The 16,927-nt window shown below is 65.0% G+C and carries 19 protein-coding genes; 13 read left to right on the top strand and 6 right to left on the bottom strand.

Annotated elements, in window-relative coordinates; genetic code table 11:
• Positions 1-50: 50 nt before the first annotated feature.
• The 3 genes from AC3WLB_RS23845 to solA form a co-directional block, all read right to left on the bottom strand.
• A complete protein-coding gene (locus tag AC3WLB_RS23845) occupies positions 51-1,373 on the bottom strand; it encodes an APC family permease (RefSeq protein WP_492510404.1) in 1,323 nt (440 codons plus the stop codon).
• The gene (locus AC3WLB_RS23840) at positions 1,370-2,752 is read right to left on the bottom strand and encodes a flavin monoamine oxidase family protein (RefSeq protein WP_375237648.1); all 1,383 of its coding nucleotides are present in this window, start codon (positions 2,750-2,752) and stop codon (positions 1,370-1,372) included. The genes AC3WLB_RS23845 and AC3WLB_RS23840 overlap by 4 nt, the downstream gene beginning before the upstream one ends.
• A 99-nt stretch (positions 2,753-2,851) precedes the next feature.
• The gene (gene solA, locus AC3WLB_RS23835; protein WP_079941043.1) at positions 2,852-4,012 is read right to left on the bottom strand and encodes an N-methyl-L-tryptophan oxidase; all 1,161 of its coding nucleotides are present in this window, start codon (positions 4,010-4,012) and stop codon (positions 2,852-2,854) included.
• A gap of 237 nt (positions 4,013-4,249) precedes the next feature.
• Here solA and AC3WLB_RS23830 point away from each other — a divergent pair, with 237 nt between their 5' ends.
• The gene (locus AC3WLB_RS23830; RefSeq protein ID WP_492510401.1) at positions 4,250-5,386 is read left to right on the top strand and encodes a tyramine oxidase subunit B; all 1,137 of its coding nucleotides are present in this window, start codon (positions 4,250-4,252) and stop codon (positions 5,384-5,386) included.
• A 586-nt stretch (positions 5,387-5,972) separates the two neighbouring features.
• Here AC3WLB_RS23830 and AC3WLB_RS23825 read toward each other — a convergent pair.
• On the bottom strand, positions 5,973-7,355 hold the full coding sequence (locus AC3WLB_RS23825; RefSeq protein WP_079941038.1) for an NAD-dependent succinate-semialdehyde dehydrogenase: 1,383 nt from the start codon (positions 7,353-7,355) through the stop codon (positions 5,973-5,975).
• Positions 7,356-7,666: 311 nt separating this feature from the next.
• Between AC3WLB_RS23825 and AC3WLB_RS23820 the strand changes: the two genes are divergently transcribed.
• The 9 genes from AC3WLB_RS23820 (at position 7,667) to AC3WLB_RS23780 (ending at position 13,483) form a co-directional block, all read left to right on the top strand.
• Positions 7,667-8,425, top strand: coding sequence for an enoyl-CoA hydratase/isomerase family protein (locus tag AC3WLB_RS23820; RefSeq protein WP_228145543.1), 759 nt, complete (start codon positions 7,667-7,669; stop codon positions 8,423-8,425).
• Between the two features lie 4 nt (positions 8,426-8,429).
• Positions 8,430-9,278: a 3-hydroxyacyl-CoA dehydrogenase family protein gene (locus AC3WLB_RS23815; protein WP_079941037.1), complete on the top strand. Its 849-nt coding sequence runs from the start codon at positions 8,430-8,432 to the stop codon at positions 9,276-9,278.
• A gap of 68 nt (positions 9,279-9,346) precedes the next feature.
• Positions 9,347-10,600, top strand: coding sequence for an aminotransferase family protein (locus tag AC3WLB_RS23810; RefSeq protein WP_253035956.1), 1,254 nt, complete (start codon positions 9,347-9,349; stop codon positions 10,598-10,600).
• A gap of 88 nt (positions 10,601-10,688) precedes the next feature.
• Positions 10,689-11,003, top strand: a complete 315-nt coding sequence (locus AC3WLB_RS23805) for a hypothetical protein (protein ID WP_492510398.1) — start codon at positions 10,689-10,691, stop codon at positions 11,001-11,003.
• 28 nt (positions 11,004-11,031) lie between these two features.
• Positions 11,032-11,280 carry a glutaredoxin-like protein NrdH gene (gene nrdH / locus AC3WLB_RS23800; protein WP_492510396.1) on the top strand — a complete coding sequence of 83 codons (249 nt, stop codon included), beginning with the start codon at positions 11,032-11,034 and terminating at the stop codon, positions 11,278-11,280.
• 50 nt (positions 11,281-11,330) lie between these two features.
• Positions 11,331-11,732 (top strand): DUF6573 family protein, encoded by a 402-nt coding sequence (locus AC3WLB_RS23795; protein ID WP_492510394.1) that lies wholly within the window; start codon positions 11,331-11,333, stop codon positions 11,730-11,732.
• An 86-nt stretch (positions 11,733-11,818) separates the two neighbouring features.
• On the top strand, positions 11,819-12,190 hold the full coding sequence (locus tag AC3WLB_RS23790; RefSeq protein WP_492510392.1) for a single-stranded DNA-binding protein: 372 nt from the start codon (positions 11,819-11,821) through the stop codon (positions 12,188-12,190).
• Positions 12,191-12,302: 112 nt separating this feature from the next.
• Positions 12,303-13,109, top strand: coding sequence for a ParA family protein (locus AC3WLB_RS23785; protein ID WP_492510390.1), 807 nt, complete (start codon positions 12,303-12,305; stop codon positions 13,107-13,109).
• Between the two features lie 164 nt (positions 13,110-13,273).
• A complete protein-coding gene (locus AC3WLB_RS23780; protein ID WP_079941827.1) occupies positions 13,274-13,483 on the top strand; it encodes a ParB family protein in 210 nt (69 codons plus the stop codon).
• Positions 13,484-13,527: 44 nt separating this feature from the next.
• Here AC3WLB_RS23780 and AC3WLB_RS23775 read toward each other — a convergent pair whose 3' ends face one another.
• Positions 13,528-14,733: an IS110 family RNA-guided transposase gene (locus AC3WLB_RS23775; RefSeq protein ID WP_363499281.1), complete on the bottom strand. Its 1,206-nt coding sequence runs from the start codon at positions 14,731-14,733 to the stop codon at positions 13,528-13,530.
• A 238-nt stretch (positions 14,734-14,971) separates the two neighbouring features.
• Between AC3WLB_RS23775 and AC3WLB_RS23770 the strand changes: the two genes are divergently transcribed.
• The 3 genes from AC3WLB_RS23770 to AC3WLB_RS23760 are packed head-to-tail and all read left to right on the top strand — an operon-like array spanning position 14,972 to position 16,329.
• Entirely contained in the window at positions 14,972-15,403 is a 432-nt protein-coding gene (locus AC3WLB_RS23770) for a hypothetical protein (RefSeq protein WP_492510388.1), read from the top strand.
• Positions 15,404-15,410: 7 nt separating this feature from the next.
• The gene (locus AC3WLB_RS23765; protein WP_492510386.1) at positions 15,411-15,782 is read left to right on the top strand and encodes a hypothetical protein; all 372 of its coding nucleotides are present in this window, start codon (positions 15,411-15,413) and stop codon (positions 15,780-15,782) included.
• A 4-nt stretch (positions 15,783-15,786) separates the two neighbouring features.
• The gene (locus tag AC3WLB_RS23760; protein WP_492510384.1) at positions 15,787-16,329 is read left to right on the top strand and encodes a hypothetical protein; all 543 of its coding nucleotides are present in this window, start codon (positions 15,787-15,789) and stop codon (positions 16,327-16,329) included.
• On the opposite strand, the gene AC3WLB_RS23755 is transcribed toward AC3WLB_RS23760, so the two are convergent.
• Positions 16,326-16,823, bottom strand: coding sequence for a DinB/UmuC family translesion DNA polymerase (locus AC3WLB_RS23755; RefSeq protein ID WP_465786486.1), 498 nt, complete (start codon positions 16,821-16,823; stop codon positions 16,326-16,328). The genes AC3WLB_RS23760 and AC3WLB_RS23755 overlap by 4 nt on opposite strands.
• Positions 16,824-16,927 lie beyond the last annotated feature (104 nt).

Here is a 16,927-nt window from a genome sequence, read left to right as displayed (position 1 = left end):
CCCACCCGGCGACACGGCGCAAGCCATCCTCGACGCCGTCGCCGCGAGCGTCACGCACTAACTTGGCGCGAGTCAGGTCGGAAGAAGTTCCCGATGCTAGCGAACCAGGTGCCGCGGAAGTACCAGAACGCTGCCAAGCCGGTGATGCCGTAGTAGAAGCAGACCATGATGCCCATCGCGGTGATGGTGTCCCAGAGGGCGTCCTCGGAAACGAGGCGCATCAGCACGTAGAAGGTGACAGAGGCGACCGCCGCCCACACCGTCGCGGCGCCGGGTGTCTGGTACTTGGAGAGCTTGCCGAGGGTTTTCGGCACGGCCCCGTAATGTGACATCGCTTGCAAGGTCCGGGAGGGGGACACGAGCGTCGCCTGGAGCGCCGAGGCGGAGCTCGCGAAGACGGCGAGCGACATGATCAGTGCGAATGGTCCCATTACCTCGGGGGCGAGGGCGGCGAACAGCGCTTCTTGGATGTCCGGATTTCCGGCCCCGAGCCCTGTCGTGCCGATGCCGGTGTAGCTGAGCAGCACGATTGTGACGGTGAGGTAGGTGATCACGATCATGGCGATGGTGAGCAGTGCGGCCCGTCCGGGAGTGCGGCGGGGATCTTTGGTCTCCTCGTTCATCGTGAGGATGACGTCCCAGCCCCAGAACATGAAGATCGACAGCGAGAGGCCGGCCATGAGTGCGCTGAAGCTAAACCCGTCGGATCCGAGGAGCGCGGGGTTGAACCATTCCAGACTCACCGGGGTGTAGTCGTAGGCTTCGCCGTTCGCGATCTTGGCGACCGCTGCGATCACGAACCAGGCGAGGGCTATGGCCTGCAAGCCCACAAGCGCGTATTGAACGCGCTTGGTCTCCTCGACGCCTCGATACGAGATGTACGCGGCGATCCCCGTTAGGATCGCGACGACCGGGATGTTGACCCAGAGATTGCCCGTGAGGTCGGCGATGTCGGGGTTCTCGAACATCTGCGACAGCGCGATGAACAAGAAATCCACGGCGACCGCGGCGAGGTTCGACAGTACCAGGGCGGTCGACGCGACGAGCCCCCACCCGCCGAGCCAGCCGATCCACGGCCCGAACGCACGCGACGACCAGGTGAACGTGGAGCCCGAGTCCGGCATCGAGGAGTTGAGCTCACGGTAGCCCATGAGCACGAACATCATCGGGATGCATCCGATGAGCAGGATGAACGGGGTCTGCAGGCCGGCGACCGAGATCGTCGGCCCGTTCCCGGATGTCATGGTGTAAGCCGGGGCGATGCTCGCGATTCCGATGATCGCCCCGGCGAAGGCGCCGATCTTCCCTTTCTGGAGGCCCTTGAGCGTCAGGCTCTTGGTGGTCGCGGCGGGCTCGCGCTGTGTGGTGGTCACTGTGCTGCGCGGTCCGCCTCAAGGATGCGGGCGGCGGTGTCCTGCCCGATGCGGACGGCGCCGTCGACGTGCTGGTAGCCGAAACCTTGGATGTCGGAGCTGGCGAAGAAGATCGGGCCGACGGGCTGGTTCTGGGTCGCACCCCAGCGGCTCAGGCCGCCGAGATCGTAACTGGTGCCGTACGCGCCCCGGGTCCACTCCTCGGCGCCGAAATCGGAGAGGTAGAACGCGAGCGGGTTGCGCGCCTCGTCGCCGAGATACTCGGCGAGGGAGTTCAGGATCGTCTCGCGGCGCTCATCTTCGGGCAGCGCCCAGACCTTCTCCGCGTCGTGCTCCACGATGAATCCGACGAGAGTGCCGCGCTCGTCGCGGTGGTTCGTGTTGTCGTAGATGTCCTGGACTACGTTGTAGTAGCCGAACCCGGTGCCGGAGAGGCCCTGCTCGCGCCAGAATGGGCGGTCATAGGAAGCGTGGACCTTGATGACGAGGCCCATCGAGTGGTGCTGGTGCGCGATTTGCTGGATGCGGGGGAGGGCCGGAACGTACTGGATGCGGGAGTACAAGTTCGGCGGTACCGCGAGGATCGCGTGGCGGGCGCTCACGCGGAGGTGGTCGGTGATCGCGGTGACCGTGGCGGGGGCGCCTTCGGCGGTGTCCTCCCAGTGCAATTCGCGCACCGGGTTGTCGAGGAAGACATTTTCGGAGCCGAGTTCTTCGGCAATGCGGATGGAGACGCTCTGCATGCCGCCGACGACGCGCTTGTCGAGGAGGATGTCTTCGTCCACGAGGTTCTCGAACGACCCGGCCGAGGCGCCGAAGAAGATAGCCTGCAGCAGGGAGAACGAGTGCTTTGGCTTGGTGAGCATCGCCCCCGAGATGAAGTTGCCGATGATGAGGCGCGCCTCGGCGTCGTCGCTCTGGGCGCGCAGCCAGGCGTCGAAGGTGATCTCGTCGTACTCGGCGGCGCGGGGGTGCTCCCACGGGGCGGCTGGGTCGACTTCGAGGGAGAGTCGGGTGAGTTCTGCGCGGAGCTTGCGCATTTCCTCGAGGGTCTCCGGCTTGACGGGGAAGTCGCCGGTGAAACGGTGGCGGTTGCCCTCCTTGTCGATGAACACCGAATCGCCGTCGCGGTGGCGCTGGAAGAGTTCGAGTCCGAGTTCCGCCGCGAGATCCTGGATCGCGGTTTGTTCGGGCGCGATCCACTGGCCGCCGATCTCGAGGAAGGAGCCGTCGATCGTGTCCGACCATGTGCGGCCGCCGACGCGGTCGCGCGCTTCGAGCACGGCGACTGTCTTCCCGGTTTGGCTCAGGCGCCGCGCCGCGGTGAGTCCCGCGGGACCGGCGCCGATGATGACGACGTCGCGAGTGATTTCCTGCATGGTGCTTCTCCTTCTCAAGGGGTTCTCATGAATATGGCGAACTGTGCTCCCGGCGCGTGCGCGATGCGCAGCGGCAGGAGCCCCGGTCCGCCCGTGTGGTCAGTGGTCGAGCGCGCGGTAGTGAGCGGCGAGGCTGAACCGGCCGGGGTCGTAGAGTTCGCTGGCGCCTGCGTGGATCAGGTCAGCGGCGATACGGCCGAGGGCGGGCGCGAACTTGAAGCCCCGTCCCGACAGCCCGGACACGACGACGCGGCTGCCGTCGGGCGAGGCGTCGATAATCGGGGTGAGATCGGCCGTGTAGCTGTCCGGGTGGATGCTGTGGCGCACCGGCTCCGGGTGCAGGCCCGGAAAGTACCAGGTCGCCAGCTCGGAGGTCTGCGCGAGCTCAGTCCGGGTGTGCTCACGCTGCAGCTGCGCGACGTCGTCGACGAGCGGCCAGTCCGGGAACGCGGCACGGCTGATCTTCACGGCGTAGCCTTCGAGGCTCGGGGCGCCGAACAGGTGGGTGGTTCCGCGGTCCCGCACGAAGACGGGGAACCGCTCGGGAAGGAACTGGTCTACGCGTTTCGGCATGAACCACGTGAGCGGCACACTCTTCACCTTCGTGAACGTCTTCAACTCAGGGAGGATCTGCTGGCTCCAGGGGCCGGCGGCGATGACAACCTTCTCGGCGAGAATGTCGCCGCGGGTGGTGCTCACTAGGTGCCTCCCGTGCTGCTCGTCGATGCCGAGCACCCGAGTGTCGTCCCAGATCTCGGCACCTCCGCGCTCGGCGAGTGATGCTGCGGTGAGAATGGCGCGCTCGGGGCGCAGGCCGCCGCCGCCGAGATCGAGGATCGCCTCGTCGCCATCGTCAAAGTCGTGCTGCGGGAACCTACGTCGCAGCTCGCGTCCCACCAGATGCTCGTGGGGGAGGACGAAGCGCTCGGCGGCCTCGAGGGTTCCAGCGATCTTCGGAGAAGCGCCGGGGGCGATCGTGAGCGCTCCGACCTGCAAGTAGATGCTCTGCCCCGATTCTCGCTCGAGTTCTCGCCACAGCTGCTGCGCCCGGACGAGCAACGGAGTATAGTGCTCGCCCTCGTAGGCTGCGGTGCGGAACAGGCGGGACTCCCCGGCGTACGCGCCGTACGCGTGCGCGACGCCGTACTGCTCGATGCCGATGATGCGTCCGGGCACCAGCTTCGACAGCTGCCAGGCGGCCATGGCACCCACGGTGCCCATCCCGATGACGGCGACGGACGCCTGCTCAGTGCTGGACATCGATTCTCCTCGTGCGGCACGGCACCGTGCAGCCGTTGTGAAATTAGCTGGTGACCTCAGTGTTCCAGCTCCGGGGAACGAATCGAAGAGTCCCTCGATACCAGTTCTCACTAGATTCATGCGCTATTAGTCTGAATAAAAGCGGTTCTTTTGCGTTCTGGAAACGTTATCGAAGGTTAGCATCGCAATATCCAATACGGCACCCGGCGGTGAGACCGCGGGCAGGAAAGGGCAACGATGCACGACACTTCTCTCCGATTGCGTTACCTCAGCGAGCCCGAGATCATCGACGTCGGCGCCACGGACATGGCACGTTGTATCGACACGATGTGCGAGGTCTTCTCGCTGCTCGCGACCGGCGACTACCGCATGGGTGGTCCGAATCATAGTTCGCATGGGATCAAGGTCGACTTCCCCCTCGAGCCGGCATTCCCCGGTATGCCGCGCCATACCTCGGACCGCCGCTTCATGGCGATGCCTGCATACATCGGTGGGAAGTATCGTGCGACTGGCCTCAAATGGTATGGCTCGAATATCGAGAACAGCGAGAAGGGTCTGCCGCGGTCTATGCACCTGGTGGTCTTGAATGACACCGAGACTGGCGCTCCGATCGCCGTGATGCCGGGAAACCTGATCAGCGCCTATCGTACGGGCGCGGTCGTCGGAGCCGGCACTCTGCACCTCGCCCGAACGGACGCTGACTCGGTCGCGGTGATCGGCCCCGGGCTCATCAACCAGGTTGCGTTCCGGGCGATCCTAGTGACACGGCCCGCCATCGCCCGCGTCCGGATCGCGGCGCGTTCGCTCACGAGCCGGAACGCGCAGCGCTTCCAGGAACTCGTCCGCTCCGAGTTCCCCCAGATCCAAGAGGTGGAGATCGTCGATTCGATCCGGTCGGCGGTCACCGAGGCCGACATCGTCACGGTCGCCGCGACCGGTCTGTCCGGCGTCGCAAACTACCCGGTCATCGACCCGGAGTGGCTGCGCCCGGGTGCGTATGTCGCGGCGACCTCGAACATCCAAGTCGATGCCGGGTTCCTGTGCACTGGCGCTCGTAACGTCGTCGACCACACTCCGCTCTACGAAGCCTACGTCGCGAACTTCAGCCCTCCGTATCACGAGCAACTCGGGGCTCTCGGTGTCAAATGCCAGGACATGCTCCTGGACGGGCGCCTGAACGTTGCCGACATCGCCGAGTTCGGGGACATCGTCGACGGCAGGGCACCTGGCTACGATCCGGCACGGCCGTCCTTCTTCTCCATCGGCGGGATCCCGGCCGAAGACGTCGCTTGGGCGACCGAACTCCTCTGGGAGGCGCAGCGCCGCGACATTGGCACGTTGCTGCCGATCTGGGATCAGCCCGCCCTAGGCTAGAGGCGGTTTCGGTCTACCCGGCGCTCCTGACTGCGGCAATCGTAGCGAGCAACCATTGGGGCCGATCGGCCAAGACGTTAATCCGATTCTCGGGTCGCATCGCTCGACACAGCGATCACCGGTACCACCGAAATACGGATGTTCTTTATCGCATCGGTATGAACGAACATGCGCGCGAGGATTCATGCTGTTCGACCCGTCGACTAGCTTCTCGCCCGCTCGCCAGCCCACTTGCTGGTTCGCCGATGTCAACCACGGAGGCTTCGAGGACCAGGTGACCCGTCAACTCCGGCGCCTCTTCGAACGCTGCGTGCGCGGTCTCGCCTTTCGGGTGCCCAAAGGTCGTCCTCGGCACGTCATGTACCCGCGGGGCCCTGAACACGGTCTCGGAACGCACGTCAAATGAAGCGACTCGGAATGCCGCTCATGCTGCGCGTACGGCACGCCCGGCCCCATCGGCTAAGAGATCCGAGCCCTGCCCGAGGTTACTTCTTGTGAGTGCAGCCTGGGCATGGGGATGGGGCATGCGAAGTGGCGGAGTGTATCCCTCGAATCGCTCCGGTGGTGCACTCCGCCACGCGGCGTACTATTTCGTGGCCTCAGGGACGCGGACGAGCTTCTTGTTGGCAAACTCGTTGATGCCGTAATGCGCGAGCTCGCGGCCGACGCCCGAGGCCTTGACCCCGCCGAACGGGAGATCCGGGGCTGTCTTGCTCGTGCTGTTGATCCAGACCATGCCCGTCTCGATCCGGTCGGCGACCCGTTGCGCCCGTTCCAGGTCGCCCGAGAAGACCGTGCCGCCTAGACCGAACGGGGAGTCGTTGGCGATCTGGACCGCTTCCTCTTCGGACGCGGCGCGGTGCACGACCGCGGCCGGGCCGAATAGTTCCTCTGCGTAGGCGCGCATGTCTTTGGTCACGCCTGACAGCACGGTCGCCGGATAGTAGGCGCCCGGTGCGTCGGGGGCCTCCCCGCCCAGGTGGACTTTCGCGCCGCGGTCGATGGCGTCGTCGACCAGCTCGACGAGATCGTGGCGGGCGGCGGTGGAGGAGAGCGGGCCGAGCTTCGTCTCGTCCGACGACGGATCGCCTGTGGCGTACGCGCGGCTCTGCTCGATGAACTTCTCGAGGAACGCGTCGTACACCGCGTCCAGGACGATGAAGCGCTTGGACGCGGTGCAGGCCTGCCCGCCGTTGGCGAAGCGACCGACCGCGGCTGCGGCGGCTGCCGCGTCGAGGTCGGCGTCGTCGAGCACGATGAACGGGTCGGATCCACCGAGCTCCAGCACGTACTTCTTCATATGCCGCCCGGCGACCTCGCCGACCGCTGAGCCCGCCCGCTCGGAACCGGTGAGAGAGACGCCCTGCACGCGCGGATCGGCGATCATCTCGGCGATCTGACCGTTGTTGGCGAACACGTTCGCGTAGACGCCATCGGGCAGCCCCGCCTCGCGGAACACCCGCTCGATAGCGAGGGCGGACTGCGGGCAATTGCGCGCGTGCTTGAGCAGGATCGTGTTGCCCAGGATCAGGTTCGGGGCCGCGAACCGTGCCACCTGGTAATAGGGGTAGTTCCACGGCATGATACCGACCAGGACGCCGACCGGTTCGGTCTTCACGATGGCGGTGCCGGGGCCGGAGATGTCGAGCACCTCGTCCGCGAGGAACTGCTCGGCGCGGTCCGCATAATAGTCGTAGATGTTCGCGACGAGATCGACCTCGCCACGCGCCTGGACGATGGGCTTGCCCATCTCGAGCGTGATGAGCGCAGCCAGTTCTTCCCGCTGTTCGCGGTGGAGCGCGGCGATGCGCTTGACCAGGGCGACCCGCTCTTGCAGCCCGCGATCCCGCCACTGCGGATAGGCTTCCGCGGCGCGATCGAGAGCCTCCCGTGCCTCCTTGTTGGTGATCTCGGGGAACTCGGCCAGCTGCTCGCCGGTTGCAGGATTCACTGTCGTGTAGACACCCATGTGCGACGACGCTCCTTCATTGTTCGGTGTGTGATCGCGGAACTCCGCGCGCACCAGTGCGCACGGATCCTCGACTATCACTGTTGCTCACTATTCATGTCGCGTCCAATACCAAATCCGCCCCCGCTCATGCGCTGGCATTAATAATGCTCTACCGCGCCCAGTGGAGTCCATGTGAGATTTTATGACGATAGTGTCATGAAATAGGATCTATTAGGTATTTGTGTGTTATTGGATTTCGCACCAAGCTGGAACATGACATGCACCAGGACTGAGTGTGCCTGGACGCGATCCGAAAGAGGTGGGGCTTGGTGGAAACGCTCACGGCCGAGCACAACGGCGATCGCACGATCGTGCGATTGAACCGGCCTCAGACACTGAACTCGATCGACCAGGCCATGGTGGATGATCTCCACGAGGTCTGCGACCAGCTCGAGCGCGAACCGCGCATCCTCATCCTGACGGGAACCCGCACCGACAAGGGCGGCATTTTCGCCTCCGGCGCGGACATCTCCCAGCTGCGCGACCGGCGCCGTCATGACGCCCTGCGCGGGATCAACTCGAGCATCTTCGCGCGGATTGCTGCCCTGCCGATGCCGGTGATCGCCGCGATCGACGGCTATGCCCTCGGCGGCGGCGCCGAGCTCGCCTACGCCGCCGACTTCCGGATCGCGACGACGCGGGTGAAGATCGGCAACCCCGAACCCAACCTCGGCATCATAGCCGCCGCGGGGGCATGCTGGCGGCTCGTCGAGCTCGTGGGCGAGCCCGTCGCGAAAGAGATCCTGCTCGCCGGCCGCGTCCTCACCGCAGACGAGGCGCTATCGATTCGGCTGGTCGGCGAAGTCTGCGAGCCGGACGAGCTCCTGGACCGGGCGAACGCGCTCGCGGACCGTATCGGCGGTTTCGACCCGTTGGCGATCCAGGTGACCAAGCAGGTGATCCACGCGCCGCGGGCGGCGCACCCGGTCATCGACAACCTTGCGCAAGCGTTGCTCTTCGAATCCCCGGAGAAGACCCGGCGCATGGATGATTTTCTGCTGAAGCGCAACGCGCGGAAAGGACGCTGAACCCATGGCATTGCCGAATCACATCGCCGTCGTCGGAGGCGGACGGATGGGGGCGGGCATCGCGCTCAGCCTCGCCATCGGCGGATCGCAGGTCACCGTGCTCGAACGCGATGCCGCGTCGGTGGACGCCGCCCGGGCGCGGCTCGATGACATCGCGCAGAAAGCGGTCGCGAAGGATCCCGCGGCCCCCGCCCTCGACGTGCTCCTAGGGCGCCTCGCCGTGTCCGAGGACTACGAGCTCCTGAGAGAAGCAAACCTCGTGATCGAGGCGGTCCCAGAGGACTTCGAGCTCAAAGTGAACACCCTCCGCGCGATCGAGGGGCGCGTCACCGAGACCACCGCGATCGCGACGAACACGTCGTCGCTGTCGGTCACGAAGCTCGCCGCAGAACTCTCCCACCCGTCCCGCTTCCTCGGGCTGCACTTCTTCAACCCGGTTCCCGCCTCCACCCTGATCGAGGTCGTCGTCGGCGAGCAGACCGGCGTCGGCCTCGTCGCCGCAGCGCGAGAGTGGACCGAGGGGCTGCGGAAGACCCCCGTCGTCGTGCATGACGCACCCGGCTTCGCGAGCTCCCGGCTCGGCGTCGCCCTCGCACTCGAAGCGATGCGGATGCTCGAAGAGGGCGTCGCTTCGGCCGAGGACATCGATGCGGCGATGGTGCTCGGGTACCGGCACGCCACCGGCCCGCTCAAAACCACCGACCTCGTCGGTCTGGACGTGCGGCTCGGCATCGCGGAGTACCTCGCCTCCACGCTTGGCGAGCGCTTCGCACCCCCGCAGATCCTGCGCGACAAGGTCGCTGCCGGAGAGCTCGGGCGCAAGAGCGGCACAGGCTTCTTCGACTACAGCTGAACGCTTGGGTCACGCGCCGCACCCCAACGGCTGGCCCGAACCACACACACGATCCCAGGAGGATGCAGATGCCCCAGACCAACGCCCTGTGGAGCGCCCAGGCGCACATGCCGACCGTGCTCTCGAACCCGCAGACCGTCATCGTCAAAGGCGACGGCGCCTACATCACCACTGCGGACGGGGACCGTCTCCTCGACGCCGCCGGCGGCCTCTGGTACGCCAACATCGGCCACGGCCGGGACGAGATCGCACAGGCCGCCGCCGAGCAGATACGCACCCTCGAGACCTGGCACATCTTCGGCCGGTACGTGAACGAGCCGGCACTCGAACTTGCGAACAAGATCGCGACGCTCGCCCCGTTCGACGACGCCAAGGTCATCTTCACCAGCGGCGGATCCGATTCCGTCGACTTGGCACTCAAACTCGCACGCCGTCACCAGCAGCTCCAGGGACAGCCGGAGAAGCTCACCGTCGTATCCCGTCAGGACGGCTATCACGGTCTCCACGCCTACGGTACCAGCGTCGCAGGCCTCTCCTTCAACAGCGACGGCTTCGGCCCCGGCACCCTCATCCCGGAGACACTGCTCGTCGATCAGTGGGACATCGACGCCGCCGAGCGCACCATCCGCGAACACGGCGGAGAGAAGATCGCCGCGTTCATCGCCGAACCCGTCATGGGCGTCGGCGGTCTCGTTCCGCCCCCGGCCGGCTACTTCGAGCGGATCAAGGAACTCGCGAAAGAGTTCGGTTTCCTCGTCATTGCCGACGAAGTCGTCACCGCCTTCGGTCGTCTAGGCACCTGGACGGCGTCCGAGCGCTTCAATCTCGAACCCGACATGATCACTTTCGCGAAAGGCATCACCTCCGGCTACCTGCCCCTGGGCGGCGTCATCGTCGCCCCCAGCGTATCCAGCCAGTTCTACGCAGGAAACGACGCGCCCATCTTCCACCAGGGCCTCACCTACTCCGGCCACGCGACCGTCGCGGCTGTCGCACTCAAGAACCTCGAGATCATCGAGCGCGAGAACCTCCTCGGCCGCGTCCGCGAGCTCGAACCGGTCCTCGTCGAGGAACTCGAACAGCTCCGCCACCACCCCGGCGTGAAAGACGTACGGCACATCGGACTCATGGGCGGCGTCGACCTCGCCGACGGCGTCTCCGGGCTCGACGTTGTCGCCGTCCTCGAAGGTCGCGGCGTGCACCTGCGGAACCTCCCGAACAACATCCTCCAGATCTCCCCGCCCTTCATCGTCACGGCCGAGGAGATCCGCACCATCGTGCGCGGCATCCGCGACGCCCTCGACACCGTACACGGCAGATAAGCCAGGTGGCTGCCCTGCGGGGAAGACAGCCGGCACGACCCGATGTCCTCCCGGACAGGGAGGCTCCACCACTGAATAAGGAACACGCATGAACACATGGAAGAAGCGAGCCCCGAAGACGTTGCTCGCCCTCACCGGGGTCGCGGTGCTCGTCCTCGCGGCGACCGGCTGCAGCTCGGGCAGCTCAGACGACTCCGGCAGCAAGATCACCTTCGTCGGCTACGGCAACGAAACGCAGGAATACCAACTCGAAGCGTTCGGTGAGCCCTTCACCGAAGACACCGGCACTCAGGTGGTCAGCGACTCACCGGTCGACCTGGCCAAGCTCAAGGCGATGGTCGACTCCGGGAATGTCACCTGGGACAACGTGATCATGACCCCGGCGGGCGCGAACCAGCACTGATATGAGGGGTGAAGAGAGAATGAGCACCATGAACACCGAGAGCCTGACGGTCTACACCAAGCCCGGATGCGTGCAGTGCACCGCGACGTATCGCGCACTCGACGCAAAGGGCATCCCGTACGACGTCATCGACCTCAGCGAGAACGACACCGCCCTGGAATACGTGAAGCAGCTCGGCTACCTCAGCGCCCCCGTTGTTGTCGTCGACGACCAGGAGCACTGGGGCGGATTCCGAATCGACCTTATCGACCAGCTCGCCGCCCGCCTCGCCGAGTAAACCCAGCCCCTAATAGAGGCATTATCCCCAATAGAGACAATGGAGACATTATGACCACTTCAACTTTCGGTCCCACGATCCACAGCTACACGCGCGCTCAGGCGATCGATGACGGCGAACTCGTCGACGTCACGACTATGGCCCAAGATGCACGATTCCGCGTACCCGTCGCCCTGACCCGCAGCGCATGGGCCGAGGCAGTCGCCTGGGATGACGACAGGCCCGAACCGCAAGACGAAGACGGCCGACTCTGGGATGTTCTCTACCTCGCCGGCCATGCCGCATCGAGAACGGCCGGTAGAAACCGCGTCACCTTCCGTGTGCTGCGCGTACCTAACGAGAATCGCGGCCACGAGTGGAACCAGCCCGAGCCGATCGAGCTTGCCCTGCACATCGGCCCCGGCGACACCGCAGAACCCGTCATCACCATCATGCTCCCGAACGAATCCTGAAACACTAATGCCTCTATTGTCCCTAATAGAGGCATTAGGTATAATAGAACTAACCCGAACATCAACCCATCACGAGAGGAACAATCATGAGCTACATCACCCGCACCGGAAACCTCGTCGAGACCCCGACCCTTCGCCGCAACGACAAGGACGTGCCCTACACCTACGCCCGAGTCGCCGTCTCTGATCGACTCAGGGATAAGGACACCGGCGAGTGGTACGACGGCCCCACGATCTTCTACTCCGTGAACGTCAGCGGGCAGCAGGCAGAACAGCTCGTCGAAGCCGCCGAGATCTCCGGCAACATCCGCGTCACCTTCTCCGGCGATTACCGCGTCACCGCATACCGCCCCGAGAGCGGGGAGGAGCGCGTGCAGCACGAGGTACGCGCAGATGAGGTAGGCGTCAGCCTCCGAAACCAGCGCGTCACCGTTTCGAAGATCCGCCAGGGCGACTGACCGCCGCCCCGCAGGGAGGGTCGCAATCAGCGGCCCTCCCAAAAATAGGGCTAATAGAGGCATTAGACCTATTAGGTACAATAGAGGCATTAGAGATAGAGAGTTGGAACCCATGAGCGCAACCCGTGAGGCCGTCATCCTGACCGCCTGCAACCAGAAAGGCGGCGTAGGCAAATCGACCACGCTGTACCACCTCACCCGCGCCGCTGTGATCGCCGGCCTGCGCGTGCTCGTCGTCGACGCTGACCCGCAGGGCAACATCACACAGGTACTCACCGAGGGAGTGGGGGAGGAAGAACCTGGCCTCGCTGACGTGCTCAGCGAATACGCCAGCGAAACCCTCGAAGAGGTCATCGTGCCGGCAATCTGGGAAGGCGTGGACGTTGTGCCCACCACCGGCGAAACGCTCGGCGTCGTCCGCGACCAGCTCGTGGTCGCCGGCGCCGGCCGCGAGGCCCGCATGCGTAAGGTGCTAGAGCCCGTGCGTAGCCGCTACGACCTGATCTTGATCGACTGTGGCCCGAACCTCGATCAGCTCGTCATCAACGCTCTCACGGCCGCTGACGGCGCTCTCGTGGTCACGCAGACCAAGCTCTGGTCAGCAAACGGCCTCGCAAAGCTGCTCGATACCGTCACCGCGGTCACCCAGAGCTACAACCCCCGCTTGCGCGTCGCAGGAATCGTGCTCAACCAGCACGAGGCACGCACCATCGGCGGCGGCCACTGGGCCGAGGAAATCACGGCCGCAGCGGAAGCCCGAAACCTGCCGCTGCTCGCGCCCCCGATTCCCAAACGCCAGGCTATCGCCGACGCCACCGAAGAATCACGCGGACTCGACGAAGGCGACGCCGACGCACGCGAACTCGCGAAGATCTACGCCGGCTACCTGGCCGAGCTGACCGGAAGGAACGAACGATGAGCACTGAACGCAAGAGGCGCACATCGAGCCTGGCAGGGCTCACGCCTGTAACCGCACCGCCGACCCCAGAGCCAGCGGCCGAGGCTCCTGCAGTCCAGGCACCCGCTGCGCCCGCAGCGCCCCGCACGCGGCCGAAGGCGCAGGGCTCAAAGGGAAGCCGCAAGATGAACTACTACGCGGATGAAGACCAGCAGGGCCGCATCCGCGCCGCGTACTACGCCGGCCGCGACACGTACGGGTGGCAGACCCTTACCGACATGCAGAATCAGATCATCATGCAACACGTGGAACAGCTAGAGCGCGAGTTCAACGGGGGAGCACCGTTCGAGCCCGTGCACCCCGGCTCCATCTCCCGAGGCCGCCCCCTCGAATAACGGCCCACTGTCCGAGGTCCGCGAAAGGAATCTCAATTGGCTTGTCAAGCGGCGATGGGCGTGGTGGGTGGTGATTCCTGATGGAAGGTTGTGCCGTCGCGCAGGAGTGCCCAGATCACGTTGATGCGTCGCCTCGCGAGGGCGAGGACGGCTTGTTTGTGGGTCTTGCCCTCGTGGCGTTTCCGGTCGTAGTAGGCGCGGGATTCGGGGTGGGAGCGGGCGGCAACCTCGGCGGAGAGGTAGCAGGTTCGGAGCAAGCGGCGGCTGTATCGCTTGGGTCGGTGCAGGTTCCCTTTGATGCGTCCGGAGTCTCGGGGCACGGGAGCGACGCCGGCGATGCTGGCAAGGCGGTCCGCGGATTCGAAGTCGGTGAGGGTGCCACCGGTGAATGCGATGAACTCGGCCGCGAGCAGGGGCCCGAATCCGGGCAGGCTCAGGAGAGATTCGGCGTGCCGGTGGCGGCGAAATCGGGTCTCGAGCTGAGACTCGACCTCTTCGACCTCCTCCCGCAGCCGCAGCGCCTCACCGGCAAGTCGCTTCACGATCATCGCGGCGGCGTCTTGCCCGGCGACGATGGTGTGCTGGGTGTGGGCGGCGTCGACGGCGATCTGAGCGATCTGCTCGGGTTGCCGGGTGCCTGTCTTGCGGAGCTTCGCGGTGACGCGGGCCACTCCGGCGTGGCGAAGCTGTTGGGGTGTCTGGTACTCGGCGAGCAGGGCCAGCGCACCCTTGCGGCGGGCGTAGTCGAACGCGGCTTCCAGGGCGGGGAAGTATTCCAGCAGCGTGGCGCGGAGACGGTTGATCGCGCGGGTGCGGTCAGCGACGAGATCGGCGCGGTGCGCGGCGAGCATCCGCAGCTCGACCGCGATGTCGTCCGTCGCGCGGACCGGGGTCAGATCCCGACGCATCCGGGCTTGGTCGGCGATGATCGCGGCGTCTTTCGCGTCGGTCTTCCCGTCGCCGCGGTAGGCGGCCGCGGCGTGATGGACCGTGCGGCCGGGGATGTAGAGCAGGGGCTGCCCGTTCGCGGCGAGCACCGCGATCAGCAGCGCGGCCCCGCCCTGATTCAGATCCGTCGCCCAGACCAGCTCGCCGGCGTCGGCCAGTCCGGTCACGTCCGCCAACAGCGCGAGGATCTCGTCCTCGGTGTTGGCGACCTTCCGAGACAGCAGCCGGGCGCCGTCCTCGTCGATCACCACGCAATGATGATGGGTTTTGCCGGCATCCACTCCGGCCCAAAATCGCGGCATCCGCGTCTCCGTTCTCTCCGGTGCTTCCACCCCAGCGAACGACCACGCCGTCTCGTCCTTACACAGCGATCAGATCGCATCTCTCAATCAGCGGTCGAGTCGTTGCGGGACACCGGACGGCCAATCCTTTCCAGCCGTCGGAACGGCACCCACATGACAGCCATACCCGGCACCCCTGGGGTGGTCAGAAGCCTACGACGCCCCCGAAACCACCACTCAACAAAGTAAGGATGACGTGATGAACACCGATACCGACTTCGAGGCACGCTGGCCCGAGCTGTTCGAACCACTCACGCAGCAGCAACGAGAACAAGCGATCGGCGCGTGCTGGTACGTGCTCAACGATGGCTTCCCGATCGACAGGGAGACCGTGCAGCGCATCACTGCGTTGCTCGTCGACGACCCTCAGCAGTTCGCGATCCTTTACGCCCCGTACACCGAGGCTAAGGGCACGAGATATGAGGATCTGGCCGAGCGTGCGGAGCGCGGGGAACTGACCGTGAAGCCAGGCGGCGTCAGCTTGCAGGGTGCCGCTGCCGCTGCCGAGGCCCGACGCGCACTTATGGATGCGACCGGCGCGACAAACATCGAAGACGTCACTAGTGCTGCGCTCGGACGCCCGACTGCAGACGCGGATGAACTCGGCGTCGACCCCACAACGAAGGATTGACAGACCAATGGCTATCAACGAAGAAACGCGACAGCTCGAAATCGCACGCGAAGTCGAATCGCTGACACGCACGCTCGCGCACTCGACGCGCACAATTCCCAACCCGAGCGAGTCATACAACCTACTCGCCGAGCTGTGGCTCACCGTGGATCACTTGCGGCAGGTCTCCCAGCAGCTCGCACAGTGGTACCAGGGCGTCGTCGACGGCACACACTACAACGGCCTCGACGGGGAAAAGTATGCCCCCGAAAACGTCGTGCCGTTCCTGCACAGTGCTGCAATCGCGCTCGGGGAAGCATACGGGGCGATCGGCTCGGCGCACTCGATCAACAGCGGCGTGCGTTGGTTTGACGAGGTCAAGGAAACCGAGGAGGCCTGAGCGGATGCAATCTACGAACGATGCAAAGACTCGTATCACGCAGCGCGTTGCACGATACCGGCGTGACCCTCAGCCGGTCGAGCACGAAGAGCTGGTGCAGCTAATCGACGAATTTTACGGGCGAAATGCCGCAGAGTTCTTCGATCAGGAAGGGCGGCTGCCCGTGACAGGCAAGGTTGGGTTAGGCGGATTCCCGTGGCCGATGGAGCCGCAGGAAAAGACGATGTATGCGATGCACGTGGTTGGGTGGAGCGCAGTACTAGTGCTCACATTGACATGGGCGCTATCGCGCATCGTCGATACTCGAATAGCAGCTCTGATTGGCGTGGGCGTAGGTTTCGCCCTCTGGTACGGAGCAACGCCCCTCATTTCTCGACTGTTCAAACCCAAAGACCTCACCGAGAGGCAGCGTCTCGTCGAGGTGTTCGACGAAATCATCGAACGGAACGCCGCGGCCGCCGCGGAGCGAGCCCAACGAGCGCGAGCAGAACGGCAGTTCAAGCGGATTGCAGACGACCTGAACGATTCCAGTCGCACAACCGACTAAGCCCGGACGGTCGCAAGCTCACCCCAGTGTGTCGTCGCTCGCGGGGTGAGCATGTCCCGTTTCATCGTCCAAGATGGACCCGGCTTAAGCCCGCCGTAACCAAGCCCGATCACTTCGCGGCCGCCCGTCTTCTTCTGCACCGCGTCAATGAGCGTTGCGATACTCGCGTCCTCATGCGACGCCCGGAAAAGCTCGAGCGATAGGTGCGTGTCAGCCGGCAGTAGATCGGTGAGCATCAGGCCGGCCCGGGCGTAGCGTGTACCGTCCTGAATCTGGGGGAGGAGCTGGTGAGCTGCGCGCGTGAGCTCGACGGGATCGGCAGTCGGGAACGGGAGCCGCACGCGCGCACTCGGATAATGCTTCTGCTCGTGCCAATGGCTCGTGCCGGCAAACGCCGTGAGCGAGCGTGCAACCTGTGAATGCCGCACCAGGCGCGTCGCCGCCTGCTGCGCGTAGACCGACAGTGCTTGCCGGATACCCGATACCGTCGTCACTTTCTCAGAGAACGACCGCGAGACGATGGGCTCTGTTGCAAAGATTGGCGGCAGTCAGAGGTAGGCTGTCGCTCTGCGCCGATCAGGCGGCTGCTGCGAAATGG

The organism is Herbiconiux sp. FW305-C-125, from assembly GCF_058783455.1.
This window is presented reverse-complemented; position numbering and strand designations above follow the sequence as displayed.

What these genes read in the sequence shown, in the direction of transcription:
- AC3WLB_RS23840 (WP_375237648.1), bottom strand. Translation starts at nt 2,752, where the DNA reads ATGCAGGAAATCACTCGCGACGTCGTCATCATCGGCGCCGGTCCCGCG.
- solA (WP_079941043.1), bottom strand. Translation starts at nt 4,012, where the DNA reads ATGTCCAGCACTGAGCAGGCGTCCGTCGCCGTCATCGGGATGGGCACC.
- AC3WLB_RS23830 (WP_492510401.1), top strand. Translation starts at nt 4,250, where the DNA reads ATGCACGACACTTCTCTCCGATTGCGTTACCTCAGCGAGCCCGAGATC.
- AC3WLB_RS23825 (WP_079941038.1), bottom strand. Translation starts at nt 7,355, where the DNA reads ATGGGTGTCTACACGACAGTGAATCCTGCAACCGGCGAGCAGCTGGCC.
- AC3WLB_RS23815 (WP_079941037.1), top strand. Translation starts at nt 8,430, where the DNA reads ATGGCATTGCCGAATCACATCGCCGTCGTCGGAGGCGGACGGATGGGG.
- AC3WLB_RS23810 (WP_253035956.1), top strand. Translation starts at nt 9,347, where the DNA reads ATGCCCCAGACCAACGCCCTGTGGAGCGCCCAGGCGCACATGCCGACC.
- AC3WLB_RS23805 (WP_492510398.1), top strand. Translation starts at nt 10,689, where the DNA reads ATGAACACATGGAAGAAGCGAGCCCCGAAGACGTTGCTCGCCCTCACC.
- nrdH (WP_492510396.1), top strand. Translation starts at nt 11,032, where the DNA reads ATGAACACCGAGAGCCTGACGGTCTACACCAAGCCCGGATGCGTGCAG.
- AC3WLB_RS23795 (WP_492510394.1), top strand. Translation starts at nt 11,331, where the DNA reads ATGACCACTTCAACTTTCGGTCCCACGATCCACAGCTACACGCGCGCT.
- AC3WLB_RS23790 (WP_492510392.1), top strand. Translation starts at nt 11,819, where the DNA reads ATGAGCTACATCACCCGCACCGGAAACCTCGTCGAGACCCCGACCCTT.
- AC3WLB_RS23785 (WP_492510390.1), top strand. Translation starts at nt 12,303, where the DNA reads ATGAGCGCAACCCGTGAGGCCGTCATCCTGACCGCCTGCAACCAGAAA.
- AC3WLB_RS23780 (WP_079941827.1), top strand. Translation starts at nt 13,274, where the DNA reads ATGAACTACTACGCGGATGAAGACCAGCAGGGCCGCATCCGCGCCGCG.
- AC3WLB_RS23775 (WP_363499281.1), bottom strand. Translation starts at nt 14,733, where the DNA reads ATGCCGCGATTTTGGGCCGGAGTGGATGCCGGCAAAACCCATCATCAT.
- AC3WLB_RS23770 (WP_492510388.1), top strand. Translation starts at nt 14,972, where the DNA reads ATGAACACCGATACCGACTTCGAGGCACGCTGGCCCGAGCTGTTCGAA.
- AC3WLB_RS23765 (WP_492510386.1), top strand. Translation starts at nt 15,411, where the DNA reads ATGGCTATCAACGAAGAAACGCGACAGCTCGAAATCGCACGCGAAGTC.
- AC3WLB_RS23760 (WP_492510384.1), top strand. Translation starts at nt 15,787, where the DNA reads ATGCAATCTACGAACGATGCAAAGACTCGTATCACGCAGCGCGTTGCA.